The 24,871-nt window shown below is 70.1% G+C and carries 21 protein-coding genes; 14 read left to right on the top strand and 7 right to left on the bottom strand.

Annotation, left to right across the window (positions count from 1 at the left end):
* Positions 1-48: 48 nt before the first annotated feature.
* Positions 49-2,799 (bottom strand): excinuclease ABC subunit UvrB, encoded by a 2,751-nt coding sequence (gene uvrB / locus MKK50_RS24275; protein ID WP_499025741.1) that lies wholly within the window; start codon positions 2,797-2,799, stop codon positions 49-51.
* A 450-nt stretch (positions 2,800-3,249) separates the two neighbouring features.
* Between uvrB and MKK50_RS24270 the strand changes: the two genes are divergently transcribed.
* The 8 genes from MKK50_RS24270 to MKK50_RS24235 all read left to right on the top strand — a co-directional run bounded on the left by MKK50_RS24270 (position 3,250) and on the right by MKK50_RS24235 (position 12,177).
* A complete protein-coding gene (locus MKK50_RS24270; RefSeq protein ID WP_253369878.1) occupies positions 3,250-3,927 on the top strand; it encodes a hypothetical protein in 678 nt (225 codons plus the stop codon).
* The gene (locus MKK50_RS24265; protein WP_253369877.1) at positions 3,914-4,336 is read left to right on the top strand and encodes a transcriptional regulator; all 423 of its coding nucleotides are present in this window, start codon (positions 3,914-3,916) and stop codon (positions 4,334-4,336) included. The genes MKK50_RS24270 and MKK50_RS24265 overlap by 14 nt, the downstream gene beginning before the upstream one ends.
* A 70-nt stretch (positions 4,337-4,406) precedes the next feature.
* Entirely contained in the window at positions 4,407-5,117 is a 711-nt protein-coding gene (locus tag MKK50_RS24260; RefSeq protein WP_253369875.1) for a di-trans,poly-cis-decaprenylcistransferase, read from the top strand.
* Between the two features lie 90 nt (positions 5,118-5,207).
* A complete protein-coding gene (bchE, locus tag MKK50_RS24255; protein WP_499025739.1) occupies positions 5,208-6,734 on the top strand; it encodes a magnesium-protoporphyrin IX monomethyl ester anaerobic oxidative cyclase in 1,527 nt (508 codons plus the stop codon).
* Between the two features lie 68 nt (positions 6,735-6,802).
* The gene (locus MKK50_RS24250) at positions 6,803-7,333 is read left to right on the top strand and encodes an ankyrin repeat domain-containing protein (protein WP_499025738.1); all 531 of its coding nucleotides are present in this window, start codon (positions 6,803-6,805) and stop codon (positions 7,331-7,333) included.
* An 88-nt stretch (positions 7,334-7,421) separates the two neighbouring features.
* Complete coding sequence (glpK, locus tag MKK50_RS24245; protein WP_499025737.1) at positions 7,422-8,927, top strand: glycerol kinase GlpK; 1,506 nt, start codon at positions 7,422-7,424, stop codon at positions 8,925-8,927.
* Positions 8,927-10,090, top strand: coding sequence for an alpha/beta fold hydrolase (locus tag MKK50_RS24240; protein ID WP_499025736.1), 1,164 nt, complete (start codon positions 8,927-8,929; stop codon positions 10,088-10,090). The genes glpK and MKK50_RS24240 overlap by 1 nt, the downstream gene beginning before the upstream one ends.
* Positions 10,091-10,491: 401 nt before the next feature.
* Positions 10,492-12,177, top strand: coding sequence for a methyl-accepting chemotaxis protein (locus MKK50_RS24235; protein ID WP_499025735.1), 1,686 nt, complete (start codon positions 10,492-10,494; stop codon positions 12,175-12,177).
* Between the two features lie 53 nt (positions 12,178-12,230).
* On the opposite strand, the gene MKK50_RS24230 is transcribed toward MKK50_RS24235, so the two are convergent.
* The 4 genes from MKK50_RS24230 to MKK50_RS24215 form a co-directional block, all read right to left on the bottom strand.
* Positions 12,231-12,992 carry a glycerophosphodiester phosphodiesterase family protein gene (locus MKK50_RS24230; RefSeq protein ID WP_499025734.1) on the bottom strand — a complete coding sequence of 254 codons (762 nt, stop codon included), beginning with the start codon at positions 12,990-12,992 and terminating at the stop codon, positions 12,231-12,233.
* Entirely contained in the window at positions 12,989-13,462 is a 474-nt protein-coding gene (locus MKK50_RS24225) for a RidA family protein (protein WP_253369864.1), read from the bottom strand. Before MKK50_RS24225 ends, MKK50_RS24230 begins: the two co-directional genes overlap by 4 nt.
* Positions 13,463-13,541: 79 nt before the next feature.
* Positions 13,542-15,698 carry a peptidase domain-containing ABC transporter gene (locus tag MKK50_RS24220; protein ID WP_499025732.1) on the bottom strand — a complete coding sequence of 719 codons (2,157 nt, stop codon included), beginning with the start codon at positions 15,696-15,698 and terminating at the stop codon, positions 13,542-13,544.
* Positions 15,695-16,984 carry an HlyD family secretion protein gene (locus MKK50_RS24215; protein ID WP_499025731.1) on the bottom strand — a complete coding sequence of 430 codons (1,290 nt, stop codon included), beginning with the start codon at positions 16,982-16,984 and terminating at the stop codon, positions 15,695-15,697. Before MKK50_RS24215 ends, MKK50_RS24220 begins: the two co-directional genes overlap by 4 nt.
* A gap of 499 nt (positions 16,985-17,483) precedes the next feature.
* Between MKK50_RS24215 and MKK50_RS24210 the strand changes: the two genes are divergently transcribed.
* The 4 genes from MKK50_RS24210 to argF all read left to right on the top strand — a co-directional run bounded on the left by MKK50_RS24210 (position 17,484) and on the right by argF (position 21,283).
* Positions 17,484-17,696, top strand: a complete 213-nt coding sequence (locus tag MKK50_RS24210; RefSeq protein ID WP_253369859.1) for a hypothetical protein — start codon at positions 17,484-17,486, stop codon at positions 17,694-17,696.
* Positions 17,697-18,008: 312 nt separating this feature from the next.
* Entirely contained in the window at positions 18,009-18,914 is a 906-nt protein-coding gene (locus MKK50_RS24205; protein ID WP_499025730.1) for a helix-turn-helix domain-containing protein, read from the top strand.
* Between the two features lie 199 nt (positions 18,915-19,113).
* Entirely contained in the window at positions 19,114-20,304 is a 1,191-nt protein-coding gene (locus tag MKK50_RS24200; protein WP_499025728.1) for an aspartate aminotransferase family protein, read from the top strand.
* Between the two features lie 28 nt (positions 20,305-20,332).
* Positions 20,333-21,283, top strand: coding sequence for an ornithine carbamoyltransferase (gene argF / locus MKK50_RS24195; protein WP_499025727.1), 951 nt, complete (start codon positions 20,333-20,335; stop codon positions 21,281-21,283).
* A gap of 55 nt (positions 21,284-21,338) precedes the next feature.
* Here the strand turns inward: argF and MKK50_RS24190 are convergent, their stop codons facing one another.
* Positions 21,339-21,809 carry an SRPBCC family protein gene (locus MKK50_RS24190; RefSeq protein WP_499025725.1) on the bottom strand — a complete coding sequence of 157 codons (471 nt, stop codon included), beginning with the start codon at positions 21,807-21,809 and terminating at the stop codon, positions 21,339-21,341.
* 17 nt (positions 21,810-21,826) lie between these two features.
* Entirely contained in the window at positions 21,827-22,249 is a 423-nt protein-coding gene (locus MKK50_RS24185; protein WP_499025724.1) for a VOC family protein, read from the bottom strand.
* Positions 22,250-22,615: 366 nt separating this feature from the next.
* Between MKK50_RS24185 and MKK50_RS24180 the strand changes: the two genes are divergently transcribed.
* Both MKK50_RS24180 and MKK50_RS24175 read left to right on the top strand, forming a co-directional pair.
* A complete protein-coding gene (locus tag MKK50_RS24180; protein ID WP_499025723.1) occupies positions 22,616-23,422 on the top strand; it encodes an SDR family NAD(P)-dependent oxidoreductase in 807 nt (268 codons plus the stop codon).
* 3 nt (positions 23,423-23,425) lie between these two features.
* The gene (locus MKK50_RS24175; RefSeq protein WP_499025721.1) at positions 23,426-24,802 is read left to right on the top strand and encodes a dihydrolipoyl dehydrogenase; all 1,377 of its coding nucleotides are present in this window, start codon (positions 23,426-23,428) and stop codon (positions 24,800-24,802) included.
* The last annotated feature ends 69 nt before the right edge of the window (positions 24,803-24,871 follow it).

The following is a 24,871-nucleotide window of genomic DNA, read 5'->3' as shown; positions in this document are numbered from 1 at the left end:
CTGAAGAGCCAATCGCAGGCGACGGCCGAGGTTCCGCGTTCGGGCGCCTCAGCCCCGCTTGCGCCCGCCGCCGCCCTTGTAGCGGGGCTTCTGGCCGCCGAGTCCTTGCGTCGAGCGCGCCTTGGGCCGCTCCTGCCAGGGTACGGCGTCGGCCGGCAGCTCGCGGTCGGTGCCCGGGCCCATATTGTCGAGGGTGGGCTTCGAGATGCGGCTGCCCTTCTGCCCGTACCGGCCGGCCTCGCGCTCGATGTCGCCCTGCCGGGCCATGGGATCGTCGGAGACCATGAGTTCGGTCGCCTGGAGGCGCTTGAGCTCGTCGCGAAGCCGCGCCGCCTCCTCGAAGTCGAGATCGGCGGCCGCCGCGCGCATCCGCTTCTCGAGGTCGGCCATGACCGCCTTGAGGTTGTGGCCGACGGTGATCGCGTCCTTGGCCAGCCCCGTATCGACGCGGACGTGGTCGCGCTCGTACACGCTCTCGAGGATGTCGCTGATGCCGCGCTTGACCGATTGCGGCGTGATGCCGTGCTCCTCGTTGTAGGCGAGCTGCTTCTGGCGCCGCCGCTCGGTCTCGGCCATCGCCCGCTCCATCGAGCCGGTGATGTTGTCGGCGTAGAGGATGCAGCGGGCATCCGCGTTGCGGGCCGCGCGGCCGATGGTCTGGATCAGCGAGGTTTCGGAGCGCAGGAAGCCTTCCTTGTCGGCGTCCAAGATGGCCACCAGCGCGCATTCGGGGATGTCGAGTCCCTCGCGCAGGAGGTTGATGCCGATGAGAACATCGAAGGCACCCAACCTCAAATCGCGAATAATCTCGATGCGCTCCAGGGTGTCGATGTCGGAGTGCATGTAGCGCACTCGCACCGAGTTCTCGTGCAGGTACTCGGTGAGATCCTCGGCCATGCGCTTGGTCAGCGTCGTCACCAAGGTGCGGTAGCCGGCCTGGGCGACCTCGCGGACCTCGCCCAGCAGGTCATCGACCTGGGAGCGGGCCGGGCGGATCTCGATCACCGGATCGACGAGGCCGGTGGGGCGGATCACCTGCTCGGCGAAGACGCCGGCCGTGCGCTCCATCTCCCACTTGGCCGGGGTCGCCGAGACGTGGACCGATTGCGGGCGCATCGCGTCCCATTCCTCGAACCGCAGGGGGCGGTTGTCGAGGCAGGAGGGCAGGCGGAAGCCGTACTCGGCCAGCGTCGCCTTGCGGCGGAAGTCGCCCTTGTACATGCCGCCGATCTGCGGAACCGTGACGTGGCTCTCGTCGGTGAAGACGAGGGCGTTGTCGGGCAGGTACTCGAACAGCGTCGGCGGCGGCTCACCGGGCTTGCGGCCGGTGAGGTAGCGCGAATAGTTCTCGATGCCGTTGCAGGCGCCGGTGGCCTCGATCATCTCGATGTCGAAGGTGCAGCGCTGCTCCAGCCGCTGCGCCTCGATGAGGCGGCCCATCCGGGTCAGCTCCTCGACGCGGCTCTTCAGCTCGGTCTTGATGCCCTTGATCGCCTGCTGCAGGGTGGGGCGCGGCGTGACGTAGTGCGAGTTCGCGTAGACCTTCACGAACTTCAGCTCGTTGAGCTTCTTGCCGGTCAGCGGATCGAACTCGACGATGGATTCCACCTCGTCGCCGAACAGGCCGATGCGCCAGCCGCGATCCTCCAAGTGGGCCGGCCACAGCTCGATCACGTCGCCGCGCACCCGGAAGGTGCCGCGGGCGAAGTCCGACTGGATGCGCTTGTACTGCAGCGCCACGAGGTCGGCGATGAGCTGGCGCTGCTCGATGCGCTCACCGAGGGTGACGGTGAACGACATCGCCGTGTAGGTCTCGACCGAGCCGATACCGTAGATGCACGAGACCGAGGCGACGATGATGACGTCGTCCCGCTCCAGCAGGGCGCGGGTGGCGGAGTGGCGCATCCGGTCGATCTGCTCGTTGATCGAGCTTTCCTTCTCGATGAAGGTGTCGGACCGGGGGACGTAGGCCTCGGGCTGGTAATAGTCGTAGTACGAGACAAAGTACTCGACCGCGTTGTCGGGAAAGAAGCTCTTGAACTCGCCGTAGAGCTGCGCGGCGAGCGTCTTGTTCGGCGCCAGGATCAGGGCGGGGCGCTGCGTTTCCTCGATGACCTTGGCCATCGTGAAGGTCTTGCCCGAACCCGTGACGCCGAGCAGCACCTGATCGCGCTCGGCGGTCCTGACACCCTCGACCAGGGCGGCGATGGCGGTCGGCTGGTCGCCAGCGGGGGTGAACTCGGATTTCAGCGTGAACGTCACGCCGCCCTCCGATTTCGCCGGCCGCTCCGGGCGGTGCGGCACCCAGGCCTCGCCGTTCTTGAACAGCGGGTTGCCCTCGACGAGCAGCCGCTCCAGCGCCTCGACGGTGGCCGAGACGCCCTCGGTGGCGAGCGAGGGCGCCTCCGCTTCGGGCGCGGTTTCCGGTGCCGGGCCGTCATCGGGCGGCACGAGGCCGAGCGCCAGGGCCAGCCGCGGATCGACGTCGGCCGCGTCGCCGATGGCGAAGCCCGCCTGCGGCGCCTCGGCGAAACCGTCCTTCGCGATCTTCTTGTAGGCCTTCGCCTCACCCTTCTGTCCGCGTCCCTTCCGGGGCGGTTCCGGCACGGGCTCGGCCGCCTTCAGACGGTTGCGGTTGAGCGCCGGATTGAGCAGCGCGGCGAGATGCTCGTCGAGCGGCATCAGCTCGGGCCGGTCGGCCTTCGCCGTCGTCTTCGAGGTCGCCTTGACCGGTGCTTTGGCCGTCGCCTTGGCGGGTGCTTGGGCCGGGCTCACGCGCGGATTCTTGGGTGCGGGCATGGCGACAATATGGGCCCGTCGGGCGATCTCCGGAAGAGTCCGAACGGTCCGAGATTGTCCCGGCTTGCGGCCGTTTCGGGCCCGGACTGGCTTCCGTGCGTTCTCATCGCAGGGAGACCGCCGTGAAAACGGTCATCCTCCGCGCGGCTGAGGCGGATCTGCCGCGCACGCGACCTATCGGATTCCTCGCCGGACGGATCTGGTACCGGACGATTTCGACACGATGCACCGGGAGGAGATCATCCGGTTGTTCGAGGGTAACGCGGACGCGTGAGGCTCCTCCTCGACACCTGTCTGCCGATTTGATCATCGGCGCGGCGGCTTCGTTTCATCCCCACTCCGGCCGCCACCGTCCTCATCGCGCTCATCCGAACGAATGCCGCTTGACGGCTCTGCACCCGCGTGTACTTTGCAATGCAAAGCGCGCCTCGACGCGGGAAGACGAACCCCATGCGTGACACCCACGGCGACCTCGACAGGGCGCTGGCCGACATCGTCGCGATCCGGATGCAGATCGCGCGGGACACGGCCTTCCGCGGCCTCGGCGCGGCGACGCTCGCCGCGACCGGCGCGCTCGCCCTCGTCGTCGCGGGGGCCCAGTCCCTGCTGCTCGACGACCCAACCGCACGGCCGGTCGTCTTCTTCGGCCTCTGGGTCGCCGCTGCCGTCACCGCTTGCCTCCTGATCGGCTTCGAGGCGGTGCGCCGCTCGCGCCGGGTCCATTCGGGGCTGGCCGACGCGATGGTGTTCAGCGCCATCGAAGGGTTTTTACCCGCGGGTGGGGCGGGCCTCTGCCTCGGGCTCGTCTTCGCCCGCTTCGCGCCGGACCAGCTCTGGATGCTGCCGGGCCTGTGGCAGGTTCTGGTCGGGCTCGGCCTGTTCGCCTCCGCCCGCATCCTGCCCCGCACCGTGCCGCTGGCGGGCGCGTGGTACCTGCTCGCCGGACTCACGGTGCTGGCCCTCGCCAGCGAGACGCGCCACCTCTCGCCCTGGCTGATGGGCGTGCCCTTCGCGGTGGGGCAGGGGCTCGTCGCCATCATCATCCACCGCCACTCGGGCCCAAGTGACGGATCGACTGACGGATCGACTGACAGATCTGCCGACGGAGACGCCGATGCCGACCTCTGATCGCAGCGACGCCCGCTTCTCCTACGAGGGGCTCGACCGGATCATCCACGAGCGGGCGCGGCTCTCGGTGCTGACCTCCCTGGTCTCGCATCCCCGCGGTCTCGCCTTCCCCGATCTCAAGCGCCTGTGCGGGCTCACCGACGGCAATCTCAGCCGCCACCTCGCCGTGCTGCAGGAGGCCGACCTCGTCAGCCTGGAAAAGGGCTACGACCAGAACCGGCCGCAGACCCTCTGCCGACTGACGCCTTCCGGGCGCTCCCGCTTCCTCGATTATCTCGGGGTGCTGGAGCAGGTGGTGCGCGACGCCGCACAAGCCGCGGGCAAGCCACAGAATGCCGCTGGCCGGTCCCAGGCTGCCGAGGACCGGCCCGCCGCCCAGGACCGTTCCGGCCTCGCCGAACCGGTCTGACGACCACTCCCGACATTCCACCGAACGCCGCGTCCCCCGCGTGTCTCGCACTTCGCCCGGAGACTTTACGATGCAAAGCCCTCTCGATCGCAGATCAGGTCTTCACGCGGCGATCATCATGGACGGCAACGGCCGCTGGGCGAGCGCCCGCGGCCTACCTCGGGGTGCGGGCCACCGGGCGGGCGTCAAGACGATCCAGCGCGTGGCGGAGGCCGCTCCCGCGCTCGGCATCGGCACGCTGACGCTCTACGCCTTCTCCAGCGACAACTGGCGCCGCCCGGCCGAGGAGGTCGGCGGGCTGATGCGGCTGTTGCGGGCCTATCTGCGCGGCGAGACCGACCGGCTCGCCCGCAGCGGCACCCGCCTCACGGTCATCGGCCGCCGCGACCGCCTGCCGCCCGGCATCCCGGAGGCGATCGCGCGGGCCGAGGCCGCGACCGCCACGGGTGACCGGCTGCACCTGCGCATCGCCGTCGATTACTCCTCGCGCGACGCGATCCTCGCCGCCGCCGCCCGGCTCGGGCCGGCGGGCCTCAGCCGCGAGGGCCTGAGCGAGGCCCTGGGAGCGGACGGGGACGTCGATCTCCTGATTCGGACGGGGGGCGAGAAGCGGCTCTCCGACTTCCTCCTCTGGGAGGCCGCCTACGCCGAACTGCACTTCACCGACCGGATGTGGCCCGATTTCGGCGCCACCGACCTCGCCGCGGCGGTGTCCGACTTCACCGCCCGCGACCGCCGGTTCGGCGGGCTGAACCCGCCCGCGGTACCGCGGGCCGCCTGAACCGTCACAACCACGGCCCGGCCGTCCGGCCCGGTCTCGACGCAGGATTCGTCCGGTTCTGCGAACCCTCGCTCATGTCTGGAGCACGCGATGAAGATTCTGCTCGTCAACGTGCCCCACCCGGCGATCGGCAGCCGAATCCCCGACGATCATCTGCCGCCATTGGGTCTGCTCGCCATCGGCGGCCCGCTGATCGACGACGGCCACGCCGTCTCGCTCATCGATGCCGAGTTCGGGCCTGTGCCGTTGCCGGACCTCGTCCGGGAGATCGTGGCGCGAGCGCCCGAGGCGGTCCTGTTCGGCCATTCGGGCTCGACTTCGGGGCACCCGGTCATCGCAGAGGTGTCGTTGAGGGTGGCCGCTGCGATGCCGAGCGTGACGATCGTCTACGGCGGCGTCTTCCCGACCTATCACGGGCGCGAGATCTTGGAAGCCGAGCCCCACGTCGCCGCCATCGTGCGCGGGGAGGGCGAGGAGACCGCCCGGCGGCTCATGGCGGCGCTCGCGGCAGGACGGCCGCTCGACGACGTGCCCGGCCTCGCCTACCGCGACGGCAAGACGGTCCGGGAGACGCCGCCGGCCCCGCTGATCCGCGATCTCGACGCCTACCGGATCGGCTGGGAGCTGATCGACCACGCCCGTTACAGCTACTGGGGCGGCCTGCGTGCGGTCGTCGTCCAGTTCTCCCGCGGCTGCCCGCATCCCTGCACCTATTGCGGCCAGCGCGGCTTCTGGACCCGCTGGCGCCACCGCGATCCCGTCCGCTTCGCCGCCGAACTCGCCCGGCTCCACCGGGAGCACGGCGTGCGGGTGATCAACTTCGCCGACGAGAATCCCACCGTCTCGAAGAAGGTCTGGCGCACTTTCCTTGAGGCGCTGATTGCCGAGAACGTCGATCTCATCCTGGTCGGCTCGACGCGGGCGGACGACATCGTCCGCGATGCCGACATCCTGCCGCTCTACAAGCGGGCGGGATGGGAGCGCTTCCTGCTCGGCCTCGAGAGCACCGATACGGCCACCCTCGACCTGATCCGCAAGGGCGCCACCACGACGACCGACCGTGAGGCGATCCGCCTCCTGCGGGCGAACGGCATCCTCTCCATGGCGACCTGGGTGGTAGGATTCGAGGAGGAGCGCGACCGCGACTACTGGCGCGGCCTGCGGCAGCTCCTCGCCTACGATCCCGACCAGATCCAGATGCTCTACGTCACGCCGCACCGCTGGACGCCCTACTTCCGGCTTGCCGAGGAGCGCCGGGTGATCCAGCTCGACCGGCGGCGGTGGGACTACAAGCATCAGGTGCTCGCCACCCGCCACATGCCGCCCTGGCGGGTGCTGCTCTGGTTCAAGCTGATCGAGGTGATCCTCCAGGCCCGCCCGAAGGCGCTGGCGCGCACCTACCTGAACCGCGATCCCCGCCTGCGCCACGCTATGCGCTGGTACACGCAGATGGGCCGGCGGGTCTGGCCCCACGAGATTCTGGCTTGGCTGCGCGATCCGCTGACACGAATGGGCCCAACGGTCGCGGCGTTCTGGGGGAGGGGGCATGAGCGGGAGGAGGCGATGGCCGTGCGCGCCGCGGCTCGATCCCGTCCGAACGATCGCGAGGCCGCCTGACTGGACGAAGCCCTTGGAAACGCCACATGCACGGGCCCAACCCGTCACGAAGCCTCAAAAAGATTCCGATGCAGGCCGATCCGAACGCTGACCGCCCCGCCCTCGACGACGAGACCCTCGCCTTCGCGGCTCGCCTCTTCCAGTACGCCCGGATGGGCCATGCCGACGAACTGGCCGAGCTGTTCGGGCAAGGGCTGCCGGCGAACCTTCGCAACGACAAGGGCGACAGCCTGCTGATGCTGGCCGCCTATAACGGCCAGGCGGCGACGGCCCGCGTGATCCTGGAGGCCGGGGGCGATCCCGAACTCGCCAACGACCGCGGCCAGACCCCACTCGCCGGCGCCGCCTTCAAGGGCGATGCGGACATCGTCCGGCTGCTCCTGGAGCACGGCGCGCAGGTCGATGGGGTCGGCGACGGCAGCCGCACCGCGCTGATGGTGGCGGCGATGTTCGACCGCACCGAGATCGTCGATCTGCTGCTCGCCCAAGGCGCAGACCCGTCCCGGCGCGACGCTTCGGGGATGAGTGCCGCCGACATGGCCCGGCAGATGGAGGCGCAGAACACACCGGCCCAGTTGGAGCGCGCGCAAGCCGGGTGACCGGTTCCGGCCCACGCCGCCTCGTGTAGGATCGGGGCCGAGCCGGGGTCGAAAAATCCCGGACGCGGAAGACGCCGGGAGAGTGGCCATGCCGGATGCGGTCGGGGCGATCGACCAGGGCACCACGAGCACGCGCTTCATCGTGTTCGACCGCCGGGGAACGATCCTGGCGCAGGCCCAGCGCGAGCACGAGCAGATCTTTCCCCGTCCCGGTTGGGTCGAGCACGACCCGAGGGAAATCTGGCGCAACACCCACGCGGTGATGCGCGAAGGGCTGGCCCGGGCCGGGCTGGCGCCGGGGGATCTCGCCGCCATCGGCATCACCAACCAGCGCGAGACCGCCGTGCTCTGGGACCGGCAGACCGGCGAGCCGTTGCACGATGCCATCGTCTGGCAGGACACCCGCACCGACCGGTCCGTCGCCGCGCTCGCCCGCGATGGCGGGCGCGACCGCTTCCGCGCCAGCACCGGCCTGCCGCTGGCGAGCTACTTCTCCGCCTCCAAGCTCGCGTGGCTGCTCGACCACGTGGACGGGGCGCGGGCGAAGGCCGAGGACGGCCGCGCCTTGTTCGGCACCATCGATTCCTGGCTCGTCTGGAACCTCACCGGCGGCCCGGATGGCGGGCTTCACGTCACCGACGTGACCAATGCCAGCCGCACGCAGCTCATGTCGCTCGCGACCCTCGACTGGGACGAGGCGATGCTCGGCGTGTTCCGCATCCCGCGGGCGGTGCTGCCGCGCATCGTCTCCTCCAGCGCCGTACTGGGCGAGGCCCGCGATCCGTTTCCCGGCGTGCCGCTCGGCGGCATTCTGGGCGACCAGCAGGCGGCGCTGTTCGGGCAGACCTGCTTTTCCGCGGGCGAGGCCAAGAACACCTACGGCACCGGCTGCTTCGCGCTGATGAATACCGGCCCCGAGCCCGTCACCTCTTCGGCCGGGCTCGTCACGACGGTGGCCTACCGGCTCGACGGACAGCCCCCCGCCTACGCGCTGGAGGGCTCCATCGCCATCACCGGCGCCCTGGTGCAGTGGCTGCGCGACAATCTCGGGCTGATCGGCGCGTCGAGCGAGATCGAGGGGCTGGCCCGCAGCGTCGAGGACAATGGCGGCGTCTACGTGGTGCCGGCCTTTTCCGGCCTCTACGCCCCGCACTGGCGCGACGACGCCCGCGGCCTCATCATCGGCCTGACCCGCTACGCCAACAAGGGTCACATCGCCCGCGCCTGCCTGGAGGCCACCGCCTACCAGACCCGCGAGGTGCTGGAGGCGATGGAGCGCGATTCCGGCTGTCCGATCGCCGAACTACGCTGCGACGGCGGCATGACCGTCAACGACCTGCTGATGCAGTTCCAGGCCGATATCCTCGACCGGCCGACCCTGCGCCCGAAGGTTTCGGAGACGACGGCGCTGGGGGCAGCCTACGCTGCGGGGCTTGCCACCGGTTTTTGGAAAACCCTCGAAGATCTTCGCGACAACTGGGCCGTGGACAAGCGCTGGCATCCGCGTATCGAGGCAGAAGAACGTCGAGCACTGTTCGCCGGCTGGGGGCGGGCGGTGGAACGCTCGTTCGGATGGGTCGAGGAGGACGCTTGATGGGTGCTCGGATACGCTCGCTTCGCACGGCTCTGCTGATCTCGTCCTTGGCGCTGACGCCGCTCGCCGCCAGCCTCCCGCCGGCCCCGGTCCTCGCTGCGCCGGCTACCGCCTATCCGGGTCAGCAGGAGGGCGATTTCGTCGCCGAAAACTTCAAGTTCGCCAGCGGCGAGAGCCTGGACAAGGTGAAGCTGCACTACACCACGCTGGGCACGCCGCATCGCGGCGCGGACGGCGAGATCGACAACGCCGTCCTCGTCCTGCACGGCACCACCGGCACCGGAAAGAGCTTCCTGATCCCGACGCTCGGGCCGGAGCTGTTCGGCGAGGGCGCGCCGCTCGATGCCGGGCGCTGGTACGTGATCCTGCCCGACGGGCTCGGCCGCGGCGGCTCCTCGAAACCGTCCGACGGCCTCAAGGCGCATTTCCCCCGCTACGGCTATGGCGACGTCGTGGAGGGCCAGCACCGGGTCGTCACCGAGGGGCTCGGCGTCAAGCACCTGCGCCTCGTGCTCGGCACCTCCATGGGTGGGATGCAGGCCTGGATGTGGGGCGAGCGCTATCCCGGCAGCATGGACCTGCTGATGACGGTGGCGAGCCAGCCGATCCCGGTGAGCGGGCGCAACGCCCTGTGGCGGCGCCTCTTGATCGAGGGCATCCGCACCGATCCCGACTGGAAGGGCGGCGAGTACACCGCGCAGCCCCGCAGCTTCGGCCGTATCCTGCCGATCTTCAACATCATGACCGAGAGCGTGCTCGGCCTGCAGAAGCAGGCCCCGACCCGCGCCGCGGCCGACACGGCCTACGACAAGATGATCGCCGGCTACGAGAACAAGGCCGACGCCAACGACTGGCTGTACTGGTTCGATTCCTCCTACGATTACGACCCGTCGCCGGACCTCGAAAAGATCACGGCGAAGGTGCTGGCGGTGAACTTCGCCGACGACGAGCTGAACCCGCCCCAGCTCGACGTGATGAACGCGGCGATCGCGCGGGTGAAGGACGGTCGCTTCGTGCTGGTCCCGACCTCGCCGGACACGCACGGCCACCAGTCGCTGCGATTCGCCAGCTTGTGGAAGAGCTACCTCGCGGAATTCGTGAAACAGCCCGAGGCCGCGACCGAGAAGAAGAGCTCGCCGGAGCGGCCGGAGGGCAGCCGGTAACGCTTCGGGCGAAGGCAAGGAGGCCGGAGCATGTCGGCGCGTGACATCCTCCGGCTCGTACGGTGTCCGGTTGATGGGTTCGGTTCAGCCCCCATCCCCGTCATTCCGGGGCGCTGACAAGCGAACCCGGAATCCACGATTGACCCCGACGCCATGCTTCGGTGTCGCATCACGAATGGATCCCGGGTTCCGCCGTGCGGCCTCCGGATGACGAGGGAAGGTGACACCGGAGGAGTTGGCCGGAGACGGCATTGCTCCACACGCAGTCGTGATCCGGCACCCTGCATGTTCGAGCCTGCGGTGCAGGCCGCCGCATGCACTTTCCTGCAGAAATCGAGAGAACCTTAAGTAATCTGCGGCAAGGTGGCGCCCTGAGCGTACAACCTACCCCCGGATTCATGATGCGCATGTCCCTCAAGACTGCCCTGGCGGGCTCGTTCAGCCTGTTGGCCGTGGTTGCCGCGGTTCAGGGGGGGATCAGCGTCGTCAAACTGGCGGCCATCGATCACGAAGTCCGTGACATCGCCGACAATTGGCTGCCCTCGGTCGGGCTGCTCGGCGACATCAGCACCGCGACGCGGGACGAGCGGGTGAAGACCTACCGCTACGTCGCCGCCTCGCCGACCGGCGCCGTGCTCGCCGAGAACGAGAAGAGCGTTCGGGCGAGCCAGGCGGCCCTCGAAGCTCTGCGCCGCGCCTACGAGCCGATGATCGCCTCCCCCGAGGAACGGGCCCTGTACGAGCGCTTCGCCTCGACCTGGACGACCTATACGGGGCGGGTCGAGGCGATCGTCGCCCTGATGCGGGAGGGGCGCCAAGCCGAGGCGCTGGCCCTCCTCACCGGGCCCGAGGCCTTGGGCCTCGCGCAATCCGCGACCAAGGCGCTTCAGGAGAACCTCACCCTCAACAAGCGGGGCGCCAAGCAGAGCGTCGAGGGCGCTGTCGGAAGCGCGGCCTCCGCCACGGCCGCCGCCTGGGTCGCCATGGCCGTGACGCTGCTCTCGGCACTCGCCGCCGCCCTGTTCGGCTGGTTCGGGATCTCGCGGCCGATCACGCGGATGACCGGTGCGATGGGTGCGCTCGCGGGCGGCGACGCGGCGGTGGCCGTGCCGGGGCGGGGGCGCGGTGACGAGATCGGCGCCATGGCCGCGGCGGTGCAGGTGTTCAAGGACAACCTGATCCGCACCCGCGTCCTCGAAGAGGAGACGCAGGCCGCCCGCGCCGGCGCCGAGGCGCAGCGCCGGGCCGCCGCGCGTACCCTGGCCGACGACTTCCAGCGCGCGGTCGGCGGCATCGTCGCGGGCGTGACCGCCGCTGCGACCGAGCTTCAAGCGACCGCCGGGGCCATGACCGCCAACGCCACCCGGACCGCCGACCAGTCCGGCACGGTGGCCGCGGCGGCGGGGGAGGCGGCTGCCAATGTCGGCACGGTGGCCGCCGCGGCCGAGGAACTCGGCGCCTCGGTGCAGGAGATCGGCCGGCAGGTCGATGGCTCGGCGACGTTGGCGCAGGCCGCCGTGGCCGAGGCCGGCGAAACGGCGGCCCTCGTGCGCGACCTCTCGGACGCCGCCGCGCGGATCGGCGACGTGGTCGCGATGATCGCGACCATCGCCGGCCAGACCAACCTGTTGGCGCTCAACGCCACCATCGAGGCGGCCCGTGCGGGCGAGGCCGGCCGCGGCTTCGCGGTGGTCGCCGCCGAGGTCAAGGAACTCGCCAACCAGACCGCGCGGGCGACGGAGGAGATCACCGGGCAGATCGGCCGCATCCAGGGCGCGACGGGGCAGGCGGTTCGGGCCATCGACGGCATCTCGGGCCGCATCCGCGAGATCAGCGGCGTCGCCACCGGCATCGCCGCGGCGGTCGAGGAGCAGGGCGCGGCGACGCAGGAAATCGTGCGCAACGTCGCCCAGGCCGCGAGCGGGACCGGATCGGTCACGCGCACCATCGCGGAGGTGGCCGGCACGGCGGAGGAGACCGGGGCGGCGGCGGCGCAGGTGCTCGCCTCCGCGACCGAGCTGTCGCGCCAGTCCGAGTATCTCGGCGCGGAGGTCTCCCGCTTCCTCGACACCGTGCGCGCCGCCTGAAGAGGCAGGGCTCTGCCCTGCACCTGCCAAAGGGCTTGCCCTTTGGGAGCCCGTTACGGACGAAAACCCTCGAAGACCATCTGGTCGGCGTGCTCGCGGGCCAGCACCCGCTGCGCCTCGGTGCGCACCGTCCAGGTCATCACCGGCATGTTCCCGAGCCGGCGGCAGAGATAGGGGACCGGGCCCGGCAGGTCGCCGACGCGCCAGGACAGGAAGTGCGGCCGGCTCACATGCAGGTGGAGCAGGCCCGACAATTCGGCCCGCACGGACGACGCCAGCAGGGCGTAGTGCGGATCGTCCTGGCTCGCCTCCGCGACGATGCCGCGGGGCAGGTTCGGCGCGATCTCGGCGAGCGTCGCGACGATGCCCGGATCGAAGGATTTCAGCGCCACCGGCGCGTCGAGCCCGGCAACGATCTCGGCGGTGCGGCGGGTGAGCCGCCGGTCGCCGTCGAAGCGCGACTTGATCTCGACGATGACCGGGACGCGGCCCGCGACCCGCGCCAGGAAGTCCGGCAGGGTCGGGATGCGCTCCCCCGAGCCGGCCACGGTCAGCGTGCCGAGTTCGGCGGCCGTGCGGGATTCCACCGGCTCGGAGACGCCGGTGAGGCGCCCGAGCGCCTCGTCGTGGAACACCATCGCCTCGCCGTCGGCGCTGAGCTGCACGTCGCACTCGATGGCGTAGCCGCCCGCCACCGCCGCCTCGGCTGCGGCCAGGGTGTTCTCGGGGATGCCGGCGGCGCGGTCGTGCAGGCCGCGATGGGCGATCGGACGGGCGATGAGCCAGTCCGGCGCTCGCTCCAGCCCCCCGCTCACGCGACCTCGAACATCGCCTCGACCTCGACGGCGGCGTCGAGGGGAAGCTCGGCCACACCCACCGTCGAGCGGGCATGGCGGCCGCGGTCGCCCAAAATCTCGACCATCAGGTCCGAGGCGCCGTTCATGATCGGGGCAAGACCCGAAAAACTCGGCACCGCGTTGATGAAGCCGCCGAGCCGCACGCATTGCACGACGCCGTGGTCGAGGTCGCCCACCGCCGCCTGGACCTGGGCCAGCACGTTGAGCGCGCAGAGCCGGGCCGCCGCGATGCCCTGCTCGGCCGAAACCTCGGCGCCGAGCTTGCCCTTGTGGGCAGGGTCCAGGGTGCCGTCCGGGCCGAAGCAGATCTGGCCGGAGATCACGACGAGGTTGCCGGTGCGGATATAGGGCACGTAGTTCGCGACCGGGGCCGCCGCCTTCGGCAGCTTCAGGCCGAGCGCTTCCAGACGTTCCTTGACCGAGTTCATCACCGTCTCTCCTTGATCCTGCGGGGCTCTGAGCACGGGCGCGGGGCGATCCGCAAGGGGGCGTGTGGCGTAAGGCTCCTCAACCGGCGGTCTCCGTCGCCTGCGCCGAAACCCGCGGCGCGTCGGCGGAAAAGTCGTAGCGCAGATCGGCATGGGCCACGGTCGCCGGGCGGTGGGCGACGATGACCCGCGTCATCTTCAGGTCGCGAAGCGCGGCGGCGATCACCGCCTCGGTCGGCTCGTCGAGCGCACTCGTCGCCTCATCCAGAAACAGGATCTCCGGGCGGCGGTAGAGGGCACGCGCCAGGATCACCCGCTGGCGCTGGCCGCCCGAGAGCGTCGAGCCCATGTCGCCCACAAGTGTCTCGAAGCCCATCGGCGTGCGGGCGATGTCGTCGAGGATCGCGGCGCGGGCGGCGCATTCGCGGATCCAGCCGGGATCGGGCCGCTCGTCGAAACAGGCGATGTTCTCGGCGATCGAGCCGGCGAACAGCCCGTCATCCTGCATCACCCCGGCGATGCGGGCGCGGTAGGCCGCCAACCCCCCGGAGCGGATGTCGCGGCCATCGACCAGCACCGCGCCCTCGGAGGGGGGCAGCAGGCCCATCAGGATCTTCATCGCCGAGCTCTTGCCGCAGCCCGAGGGGCCGGTGATGGCGAGGCTTTCGCCCGGCGGCACCTCCAGGCCGAGATTGCGGAACACCCAGGGCTCGTCATCGCCGTAGCGCAGGGACAGGCCGACCACGCGCAGACCCGCGCCGCGCACCGGCGGACTCTCTCCGGCGAGGAGGGCAGGGGCCGCGACCGGGGCCACCGCGGCAGCGGCCTCCTCCGGCTCGGTCATGACGATGTCCGAGAGCCGGTCGGTCTGCACGTTGAGCATCCGGAGCTGGAAGCCCGATTGGATCAGGTTGCCGATGCGGGTCGAGAACTGGTCGCGATAGGCCAGAAACGCCACCAGCATGCCGAGCGTCATCGACTGGTCGATCACGGCCCGGGCGCCGAGCACCAGCAGGATCAGCCGGTCGGCGCCGAACAGGAACTCGTTGCCGCGCCCGAACACGAGGTCGAGCCGCTGCAACCGCAGCCGGGCGTTCAGCGCCTGGACGAACTGGTTCATCCACGTGCCGCGGCGGCGCTCGCGCAGGTTCAGGAGCTTGACGCTCGCCATGCCGCGCACGGTCTCGATGAAGTGGCTCTGCTGGCGTGCCTCCGCGACGATCGCCTCCTCGGTGCCCTCGCGGTAGGCCTTGTAGGCGGCGATCCGAAGCCCCGCGTTGAGCGCGGTGGCGGCGAGCGCCACGAGGGCGAGCCAGCCGCCGTAGAGGAACAGCATGATCAGCATGCCGACCGACATCAGCCCGTCGAGGAGTGCCTGGACGAGATCGGTGGTGATGCCCTTCTGGATCGTGGCGAGCGTGCCGAAGCGGGAGATCACGTCGCCGACATGCCGCTTCTGGAAATAGTCGAGCGGCAGCCGGGAGAGGTGGTCGAACAGCGAGCCCGACCACTGATAGTTCAGCTTCGTCCCCGTGAGCATGATCGCCCAGCTCCGGGCGACGCCGAGCCCCAGTTGCAGCACGAGCAGCAGAGCGAGGCCGAGGGCGACGACGAGGAGCAGGTCGAGGTCGCCGTTCACGATGACCTCGTCGATGACGATCTGCGAGGCGATCGGCATCAGGATCGCGACGAGTTCGATCCCGAGCGAAAGCGCCAGGATCTGCGTCATCGCCGAGCGGATGCCGGCCATGCCCCGGAACAGGTCGGAGAGCGCGAGGCCGCGCGCCGCCTTCTCCCGCACGAAGCTCTGGTTCGGCGCCACCTCCAGGGCGACGCCGGTGAACTCGCGCGAGGCTTCCGCGAGGCTCAAACGTCGGCGCCCGCGGGCGGGATCGTGGATCACGATCTCCCGGCGCCCGACCCGCGCCAGGACGACGAAGTGGTTGAGCCCCCAGTGCAGGATGCAGGGCAGGCGCAGGCGGCCGAGATCGGGCAGTTCCACCCTGAGCGCCCGCGTCGAGAGCCCCATCGTGCCCGACAGGTCCATCAGGTTGCGCAGGGTCATGCCCTTGAGCGAGAGGGCGTGGCGGGCGCGCAAGCTTCCGAGATCGACCCGGCGGCCATGGTAGCCCAGCACCATGGCGAGGCAGGCCATGCCGCACTCGGCGGCCTCCGCCTGGAGCACGACCGGCAGGCGCCGCCGAAAGCCGAACTGAAGATCCGACAGCAGGCTCAACGTGTCCCTCCTTCGGTGACGAGATCGACGCTGCGCTTGACGTGGTAGAGGGGGTCGAGGAGCCAGCGGTAGAGGGCGCGCTTCTCGAGCGCGATGTCGGCCTCGACCCGCATCCCGGCCTCCAGCCGGCGCGGCTCGCCGTAGGCCGTCACGCTGTCGGCGTCGGGCCGCACGATGATGCGGTAGACGCCGGCCTTCCCGGCATTTTTGGCCGTGTCCCTCGCCGCCTCGGGCTGGGCGTCGCCTTCGAGCGGGGCGCGGGTCACCTCCGTCACCGTGCCCCGGTGCAGGCCGAAGCGCTGGAACGGGAAGGCGGCGTAGCGCAGCATCACGGAAGCCCCGGGCTCGATGAAGCCGATCGCCGAGGAATCCACGAACAGGTTGGCCTGAAGCCGGCCCTCGCTCGGCAGCAGGGTGAGCAGGTTTGCCCCCGCCGCCACGGTCTGCCCGGCCTGCGCCCGGATCGAGGTGAGGATGCCGCGCTCGGGCGCGCGCACCTCGATGGCGCGGCGTGCCTCGCTCTCGGCCCGCTGCTGTTCGAGCTGCGCGGCGGTGCGGTCGAGTTCGGCCAGATCGCGGGCCAGGGTCTCGTCGAAGGTCGCGAGCTTGGCGCGCAGATCGCCGAGCTTGCCCTCGACCTGAAGCCCGCCCTGGCGGAACTGCGCGAGCTGCGAGCTGGCCTGGAGATAGAGGTAGTTCTGGCTCTGGAAGTCGGCCGCACGGGCAAAGCCGCGGGTCACGAGGTCGGCGAGTTCGTCGGCGCGCGCCTTGAGCGGCGGCACCAGCTTTTCCTGGAGCGCGAGCTGCTCCTCGATCTTGGCCCGCTGCGCCTCGAGGTTTGCGACTTGCTCCCTCAAGCCCTCCTTCTCGGCGGTGGCCATGGCGGCGCGGGCGGCGCGCTGGCGCTCCACGCTCTCGCGCTGCCGGCCGAGTTGGGCGATCACCCGCTCCTGCGTCGGGCCGCTCGCCGAGACCGCGTCGAGGTCGATGGTGAAGAGGAGCTGGCCGCGCTCGACCCGGTCGCCCTCTTTGACGCCGGACGCGCTGACGCGCCCCGCCAGCGGGCTCGCCACGGTGATGAGGCCGACATCGGGGGCGAGCAGGCCCTCGGCATGGACCCGGCGGGTGTAGCTGCCGAGCCAGGCGTAGACGCCGACGAGGATGGCGAAGGCGAGGCACAGGCCGACCACCACGCGGATCGCCAGAGGCTGGATCACCTGAGCCTCGCCGAGCCAGGCGCTTCGTCGTGCTTCCACGACCTCGCGACGGAACAAGGGCGCGTTCACCGGGGGGCCTCCTTGCCCGTCGCAATCAAACGATAGGATGCGTTGTTCTGACGCATGTAGGTCATAATCCGCAACAGAATCAAATTTTTAGCTGCGATCGTATCGCGGGCGGCCGGTTCCTCGGCGGACAGGTCAATTTTTGTCCCCCGTACGGGGGGCGCTCGTCCCGCCGACCTCACCCCGCAAAGGATTCCGCGAAGGCCGGCCAAGCCGGTCGGCCAAGGGGGCCCCCAAGGGGGAGTGTGCGGCGAACGCGTACGGCCGACGGCGGAGCGTGGAGACCGGATGCGACTGCTGGTCGTGCTGTGAGGGATCAAGATATGTCCATCCGAGAAGTCTCAAGCCGATCGCCCCGGACCGTATACCGCAGCCTGGGTTGCCTGCCGGAATAATATCCGTACCTTATCCAACAGAGCGACGGACTATCGCCGCTCTTATTCCACAGGAAGACAGAAATACAGAACGTTCTTCCAATATCATTCGGACAAAGGAGAAAACCATGCAGCAGAACATTGATGCCGTCCGCGAGCTGAACGCTGCGGAGCTGGATCAGGTCGGCGGCGGTCTGTCTCTCGGCCTCGATCTCGATCTCAGCAGCGAACTCGGGGCCGTGTCCGGTGTCGTCGATCAGGTGGGCGGCCTCGTCGGCGGCACGCTCGATACCGTGCTCGGCGCGGTGGGTGGCCTGCTCGGCGGCCTGCTCGGGAAGTAATTTCTCCTCCTGATACGGTTTCCCACGGAAGCGGCCGACCCCACCGCTTCCGTGGGCCTCGCGCGGGACGCGGCGACCGGGTGCGCCCTCGACGGGCGCCTCCGCCGCTGGCACGGTCGACTCCGCGGGCCGGGGAACCGGTCGAGGGAACGACCGCTAAGGCGGGCCGTTTTCATCCGTCCGGATCGAAGCGTTGCCGTGTCCGCCGCCGTTCCCTCGGTTCCGGGTGAGAGCGGCCGAGACAGCCAAGGCAACAAGGATTTCCAGGCGCGCCCCGGAGGCGCGCCAGCGAGAGGGAGAACGACGCGGCCGATGAGCGTTCCGTTCGTCAATGCCTCGGTGCAGGGCGATCTCAGCGCCCCGCCCGACCGGATTTTCGGCCAGATCCCCGCCAGCGGCCTCGACGGCATCGCCTTCCTCGATTTCGCCTACGAGACGGCGGGTTCCAGCACACACCGGGTCGATGGTCTCCTCGTCGGCACGTGGCACGGCGGCTGGTACGGCCTGAGCCGGACTACGCTCACCTTCAGCGGCGACAGCCCGACCGGCAGTGAGCCCTGCGACGAGCGCACCGGCGAGGCCTTCGTCCTGCGCGGGCCCGGCTATGCCGGCCGCACGCTCTGGAGCGGGCAATGCCGCGGGCGCTATCTCGCCTTCATGCCCGCCGCGGTGGAGCGGATGATCGAGGCGCCGCTCTCGCATCTCCGGATCGATTCGATCACCTGCGATCTCACCGAGCGGATGACCGTCTCCCATCTCCTGGCTGCCCTGGGGCAGGCGGCCAGCGGCCACGGCAGCGCCGCGGATGCGCTTCTGGTCGACAGCGTGGCGCTCGCGGTGCTGCGCGCCTCCGGCGCCCTGTCGAGCCCGCCCACCCGCAAAAGCGCGGCACTCACCGCCCGGCAGGCGCGGCGGGTGCGCCAACTCGTCGCCGAGCGGATCGATGCGCCCCTGTCTCTCGGAGAGATGGCGGCGGTAGCGGGCCTGAGCGAGGGCTACTTCGTGCGCGCCTTCAAGGGCACCTTCGGCGTGACGCCCTATCAATATGTGTTGCGCGAGCGCGTGACGCTGGCCCAGTCGCTAATCCGCTCCGGCACCGTCTCCCTGAGCGAGGCCGCCCTGCGTGCGGGCTTTCCCGACGCGCGGCGGATGGGGCGGACCTTCCGCAAGATGATCGGGCGCTCGCCGACGGAATCGACCCGGCTGCAGCGGGCCTGAACCCGGCGGTCGGGTGCCGGACGGCACCGCGGCGCGTGGATTTCGGGCGGATCGCGGTGCCGCAGGCCGCCCCGGCGCCGTCCTGCGATTGACAGAAGCGCCTCGTTTCTTAGTAATCGCGCGCGTGCCGCCCGTCCCCCGAGGCGGCACTTTCTTTTGGCGACTTCCCCCTGGATCGAGCCCGAGGAGACGGACCCGCGTGACCTCCGCCCTGCTGCCGACCTATGCCCGCGCACCGATCGCTTTCGAGCGAGGCGAGGGCGCATGGCTGGTCGCCGAGGACGGCGACCGCTACCTCGATTTCGGTGCCGGCATCGCCGTCAACGCCCTCGGCCACGCCCATCCGCATCTGGTCGAGGCGCTGACGGCGCAGGCGCAAAAGCTCTGGCACACCTCGAACCTGTTCCAGATCCCCCAAGGGGAGCGGCTGGGCCGGCGGCTCGTGGACGCGACCTTCGCGGACGTGGCCTTCTTCGCCAATTCCGGCGCCGAGGCGAACGAGGCTGCCATCAAGATGGCGCGCAAGTACCACGCGGCGGGCGGCCATCCCGAGCGCTACCGCATCGTCACCTTCGAGGGTGCCTTCCACGGCCGCACGCTCGCGACCATCGCGGCCGGCGGCCAGCAGAAGTACATCGAGGGCTTCGGCCCGAAGGTCGAGGGCTTCGATCAGGTGCCGGTCGGCGACTTCGCAGCCCTGGAGGCCGTGATCGGCCCGGAGACCGCCGCCCTGATGATCGAGCCGATCCAGGGCGAGGGCGGCCTGCGGGTGATCGCGAGCGAGACGCTGCGGCGCCTGCGCGCCCTCTGCGAGGCGCACGGCCTGCTCCTCATCATGGACGAGGTGCAGACCGGCGTCGGCCGCACCGGCAAGTTCTTCGCGCATGAATGGTCGGGCGTCACGCCGGACATCATGAGCGCGGCCAAGGGCATCGGCGGCGGCTTCCCGCTCGGCGTCTGCCTCGCCACGGCCGAGGCCGCCCGCGGCATGACGGCGGGCACCCACGGCACCACCTTCGGCGGCAACCCGCTCGCCATGGCGGTGGGCAACGCCGTGCTCGACGTGGTGCTCGGTGAAGGCTTCCTGGCCCATGTCGAGCGCATCGATCTGCTGCTGACGCAGAAGCTCGCGGGCCTGATCGACCGGCACCCCCACGTCTTCGCCGAGTTGCGCGGGCAGGGGCTGATGCGGGGCCTGAAGCTCAACCTGCCGAACACCGAGTTCACGGCGGCCGCGCGCGCGCGGCACCTGCTGGTGATCCCGGCCGGCGACAACGTGGTCCGCCTCCTGCCGCCGCTGATCGTCGGCGAGACGGAGGTGGACGAGGCCGTGGCCCGGCTTGAGGCCGCGGCGACCGATCTGGAGGCGCAGATGCGCGGGGCCGCCTGAGGGTGGCACCGCGAGCGTAGATATTGAGATGACCACGACTCTGAACGGCAGCGGCCCGCATGTCCGCCACTTCCTCGACCTGAAGGACCTCTCCGCCGAGACCCTGCGCGGTATCCTCGACACCTCCGCCGCGATGAAGCGCGCGCGGGTGAAGGGCCAGCGCGCGGCGGAGCGACCGCTCACCGGCAAGATGCTGGCGATGGTGTTCGACCGGCCCTCGACCCGCACCCGCGTCTCCTTCGACGTGGCGATGCGCGAACTCGGCGGCGACACCCTGATGCTGACGGGCAAGGAGATGCAGCTCGGCCGCGGCGAGACGGTGTCCGACACCGCCCGCGTGCTGTCGCGCTTCGTCGATGCGATCGTGATCCGTACCCTCGACCACGGCCTGGTGATGGAGCTGGCCGAGCATGCTGAGGTGCCGGTCATCAACGCGCTGACCAAGGCCTCGCATCCGTGCCAGATCATGGCCGACCTGCTGACCTTCGAGGAGCATCGCGGGCCGATCCAGGGCCGCACGATCGCGTGGTCGGGCGACGCCAACAACGTGCTGGCGAGCTGGGTCCACGCCGCCGCCCGCTTCGACTTCACCCTCAACGTCGCCGCGCCGCGGGAACTGGCGATGCCGCCGGCCCTCGTCGATTGGGCCAAGCGCGAGGGCGCGCGGGTCAACGCCACCACCGACGCCTATGCGGCGGTCGAGGGGGCCGATCTGGTCGTCACCGATTGCTGGGTCTCCATGGGCGACGATGACGAGCATTACCGCCACAACCTGCTCTCGCCCTACCGGGTGGACGCGGCGCTGATGAAGGCTGCGTCCAAGGACGCGCTGTTCATGCACTGCCTGCCGGCCCATCGCGGCGAGGAGGTCACGGCGGACGTGATCGACGGTCCGCAATCGGTGGTGTTCGACGAGGCCGAGAACCGCCTGCACGCGCAGAAGGGCATCCTGGCGTGGTGCCTCGGCGAGGCCGCCTGATCCGAGCTTACGACCATAACCCTCCCCCGCAGAGGGGGAGGGTTTCTCGGAGCCGTCAGCTCAACCCCGTCACCACCTCGGTGAGCTGATCCGCGCAGATGCCCCAGCCCCGCTCGAAGCCCATCGCCTCGTGCGCCTGGCGGTCCTCCAGCGTCCAGTGGCGGGCGCGGGCGGTGTAGCGGGTGCCGCCGGCCTCGTCGGCGAAGGTGAGGATCACCGTCAGGAACGGCTTCTCGGACGGCACCCAGGCCGACGTGTAGGCGTCGGTGACGACGAGGCGCGTGTCCGGCACCACCTCCAGATAGATGCCCCGGTTGGGCAGATCCTGCCCGTCGGGACTGCGCATCACGATGAGACTCGACCCGCCCGGCCGCAGGTCGAGTTCGGCGACCGGCGTCGTGTAGGGTTTCGGGGCGAACCAGCGCTTCACCAGCTCCGGCTCGGTCCAAGCGCGCCAGAGCGCCCGGCGCGGCGCCGGGATCAGGCGAGTGAGGACGAGGTCGCGGGGATCGTCGGCGTCGCTCATGCTGTCTCTCCGATGGTTCAGGCCGGGCGCTTGGCTTGGTTCATCGCCCAGATCACGCCGAACGGGTCGCGGAGCTGCCCGTAGACGTCGCCCCAGAACATCTCCTGGTAGGGCGTCACCACCTCGGCGCCGGCTGCGACCGCCCGGTTCCACCACACGGCGATGTCCTCGACCGGCAGGAGCAGGCTGAAGGCCTGCGGCGCCTGGAGCGGGTGGCCGTATTCGGGAAAGGCATCGGAGAGCATCACCGACGTCCCGTTCACGACGAGGTGGACGTGCATGGTCCGCCCCTTCTCGTCCGGGGGCACGGAGGCGACGATCTCGGCGCCGAAGGCGGTCCGGTAGAACTCGGCCGCCCGCAGGGCGCCATCGAGCGTGAGATAGGCGACCACGCCGCCCTTCGGGGGCACGGCCGGTGACGCCGCGTCGGTCTCGCTCATCGTCGCTCTCCCTGTTCGCTTCTCAGGCGTCGCGGCGCGGAGGGTGCCGCGCGTCGCCGGTTCGCGCAAAGACTTTTTAGAGAGGCACCTCCCAAGGCCGCCATGTCGTCCCTTACGGACCCGCCCCGTTTTCCTCCCCCTCGCGCGAACGGTCGGATCGCCGCAGTCGAGGGCCCGGCTGGAACGATCCCCCACGCCCTCCGTTGGCACGCGGTTTTGGAGTGCCTCACACAACGCCCGATCACCGATCGTCTCGCTTCCGGGCACGGCGGTGCAGCGGGGGTTGTGTGTGAGACACTGAGCAAATGGTCGCCGCGCCGACGCCGCACGGTCGAACCGGACGCCGCCAACAAAGAGGATCGATTCATGGATCTCGGCATCAGCGGTCGCGTCGCGGTGATCACCGGCGGCGATTCCGGCATGGGCTACGCCAGCGCGGAGTATCTGCTGCGTGAGGGCGTCAAGATCGTCCTCTCCGACCTGAAGGAGAAGGAACTGGGGGAGGCGGCCGCGCGGCTCGCGGCACTCGGCCCGGTCAAGTCCTGCCAAGCCGACCTCTCGTCGGATGCGGGCGCGCTCAAGCTGCGCGACTTCGCCGAACAAGCCTTCGGCGAGACACCCACCATCCTCGTCAACGCCGCCGGCGTCACCGGCGCCACCGGCGACTTCCTGGAGATCGACGACGAGGGCTGGATGTCGACGATCCAGGCCGACCTGATGGCGGCGGTGCGAATGGCGCGCGCCTTCATCCCCGGAATGCGGACCCAGAAATGGGGGCGGATCGTGTTCTTCACCTCCGAGGACGCGGTGCAGCCCTACGTCGAGGAACTGCCCTACTGCGCCGCCAAGGCCGGCCTGATGAACCTGACCAAGGGCCTCTCCAAGGCCTACGGGCCGGACGGGGTGCTGGTGAACTCGGTGGCCCCCGCCTTCGTCGCCTCGCCGATGACCGATGCGATGATGGAGAAGCGCGCCGGGGAGCTCGGCGTCTCCTTCGACGAGGCGGTCGAGAGCTTCCTGGAGGAAAAGCGCCCCGGCATCGTCGTCAAGCGGCGCGGCCGGGTCGAGGAGGTCGCGTCGGCGGTGGCCTTCCTGTGCTCGGAACAGGCGAGCTTCATCACCGGCGAGAACCTGCGCGTCGATGGCGGCGCCGTCCTCACCATGGCGTCCTGAGCGATGCGGGAACTCACTTGCGACGTCGCGGTGATCGGGGCCGGCACCGCCGGCATCGCCGCCCACCGCGCCGCTCTCGATGCGGGCGTCCGCGCCGTGCTGATCGAGCAGGGCCCCGGCGGCACCACCTGCGCCCGCGTCGGCTGCATGCCCTCGAAGCTGCTGATCACCGCAGCCGAGGCGGCGCAGGAGGCCCGCGAGGCGCATCGGCTCGGCATCCGCGTCGGCGAAGTGCGGGTCGATGGTCCGGCGGTGCTGGCCCGGATGCGGCGCCTGCGCGACCGCTTCGTGGGGTCGGTGTTCGAGGGGCTCGACGCCTTCCCCGACGAGACGCGCCTTACGGGGCGAGCCGTGTTCGAGGGGCCGGATTGTTTGCGGATCGACGACCACACCCGCCTGCGCTTCAAGGCGGCGGTGCTGGCGACCGGGTCCAGCCCGAGCGTGCCCGAGCCGCTGAAGGGGCTGGGCCACCGGGTTCTGACCACCGATACCGTGTTCGAGATCGAGGACCTGCCGGCCTCGCTCGCCGTTCTCGGTGCCGGCCCGGTCGGCCTCGAACTCGCCCAGGCCATGGCCCGGCTCGGCGTGGCGACCAGCGTGTTCGATCCCGGCGACAGCCTCGGAGGCTTGCGCGATCCCGATCTGAAGCGGGCCGCCCGCGAGATCTTTTCCGATGCCTTCGATCTGCATCTCGGCGCGAAGGTCGAGAGCGGTGAGGCCGCGGGCGAGGGGGCACGCCTCGGCTGGAGCGGTGACGCGGGCAAGGGCGACAAGACCTTCGATCGGGTGCTCTCTGCCGCCGGCCGTCCGCCGAACGTTTCGGGAATGGGTCTGGAGCACACCGGCGTGACCCTCGACGACCGGGGCGGCCCGGTCCACGATCCCCGTTCGCTGCTCTGCGAGGGTGCGTCGATCCTGATCGCGGGCGACGCCAATGCCGACCGCCCGGTACTGCACGAGGCCAGCCGCCAGGGCCGCATCGCCGGCCGCAACGCCGTGCGGCTCGCCCGCGGTGAAGGGATCGAGCGGCCGGAGCGCTGGGTGGCGCTCACCATGGTGTTCAGCGATCCGCAGATCGCCGTGATCGGCGGCGGCTTCGACCCCGAGACGGATCGCCGCGTCGGTCGCGCCGATTTCTGCGACCAGGGTCGGGCTCGGGTGATGGACCGGGCGCAGGGCGGCGTCCGCCTCTACGCCGAGGCCGACGGGCGCCTCGCCGCCGCCGAGTTGATCGGCCCGGAGGCGGAGCATCTCGGCCACCTCCTGGCCTATGCGGTGCAGGACGGGCTGGACGTGCGGCGTTTGCGCGACCGTCCCTTCTACCATCCGACCCTGGAAGAGGGTCTCGATACGGCGCTCTCGGATCTTGGCGATCACTGAAGGAAGCCGATCGCGCCGGGGCTGCTACCCTGCCTTCGCGAGGATGCGGGGTCGCCGCTCGGCCGCTGC

Source organism: Methylobacterium sp. J-043, assembly GCF_022829505.1.
Classification (GTDB): domain Bacteria; phylum Pseudomonadota; class Alphaproteobacteria; order Rhizobiales; family Beijerinckiaceae; genus Methylobacterium; species Methylobacterium extorquens_A.
Note: the sequence above shows the minus strand (reverse complement) of the source record. Positions and strands in the feature narration are given on the sequence as shown.

Excerpts from the sequence above, each read along its gene's own strand:
- uvrB (WP_499025741.1), bottom strand. The coding sequence starts at position 2,799 with ATGCCCGCACCCAAGAATCCGCGCGTGAGCCCGGCCCAAGCACCCGCC.
- MKK50_RS24270 (WP_253369878.1), top strand. The coding sequence starts at position 3,250 with ATGCGTGACACCCACGGCGACCTCGACAGGGCGCTGGCCGACATCGTC.
- MKK50_RS24265 (WP_253369877.1), top strand. The coding sequence starts at position 3,914 with ATGCCGACCTCTGATCGCAGCGACGCCCGCTTCTCCTACGAGGGGCTC.
- MKK50_RS24260 (WP_253369875.1), top strand. The coding sequence starts at position 4,407 with ATGCAAAGCCCTCTCGATCGCAGATCAGGTCTTCACGCGGCGATCATC.
- bchE (WP_499025739.1), top strand. The coding sequence starts at position 5,208 with ATGAAGATTCTGCTCGTCAACGTGCCCCACCCGGCGATCGGCAGCCGA.
- MKK50_RS24250 (WP_499025738.1), top strand. The coding sequence starts at position 6,803 with ATGCAGGCCGATCCGAACGCTGACCGCCCCGCCCTCGACGACGAGACC.
- glpK (WP_499025737.1), top strand. The coding sequence starts at position 7,422 with ATGCCGGATGCGGTCGGGGCGATCGACCAGGGCACCACGAGCACGCGC.
- MKK50_RS24240 (WP_499025736.1), top strand. The coding sequence starts at position 8,927 with ATGGGTGCTCGGATACGCTCGCTTCGCACGGCTCTGCTGATCTCGTCC.
- MKK50_RS24235 (WP_499025735.1), top strand. The coding sequence starts at position 10,492 with ATGCGCATGTCCCTCAAGACTGCCCTGGCGGGCTCGTTCAGCCTGTTG.
- MKK50_RS24225 (WP_253369864.1), bottom strand. The coding sequence starts at position 13,462 with ATGAACTCGGTCAAGGAACGTCTGGAAGCGCTCGGCCTGAAGCTGCCG.
- MKK50_RS24210 (WP_253369859.1), top strand. The coding sequence starts at position 17,484 with ATGCAGCAGAACATTGATGCCGTCCGCGAGCTGAACGCTGCGGAGCTG.
- MKK50_RS24205 (WP_499025730.1), top strand. The coding sequence starts at position 18,009 with ATGAGCGTTCCGTTCGTCAATGCCTCGGTGCAGGGCGATCTCAGCGCC.
- argF (WP_499025727.1), top strand. The coding sequence starts at position 20,333 with ATGACCACGACTCTGAACGGCAGCGGCCCGCATGTCCGCCACTTCCTC.
- MKK50_RS24190 (WP_499025725.1), bottom strand. The coding sequence starts at position 21,809 with ATGAGCGACGCCGACGATCCCCGCGACCTCGTCCTCACTCGCCTGATC.
- MKK50_RS24185 (WP_499025724.1), bottom strand. The coding sequence starts at position 22,249 with ATGAGCGAGACCGACGCGGCGTCACCGGCCGTGCCCCCGAAGGGCGGC.
- MKK50_RS24180 (WP_499025723.1), top strand. The coding sequence starts at position 22,616 with ATGGATCTCGGCATCAGCGGTCGCGTCGCGGTGATCACCGGCGGCGAT.
- MKK50_RS24175 (WP_499025721.1), top strand. The coding sequence starts at position 23,426 with ATGCGGGAACTCACTTGCGACGTCGCGGTGATCGGGGCCGGCACCGCC.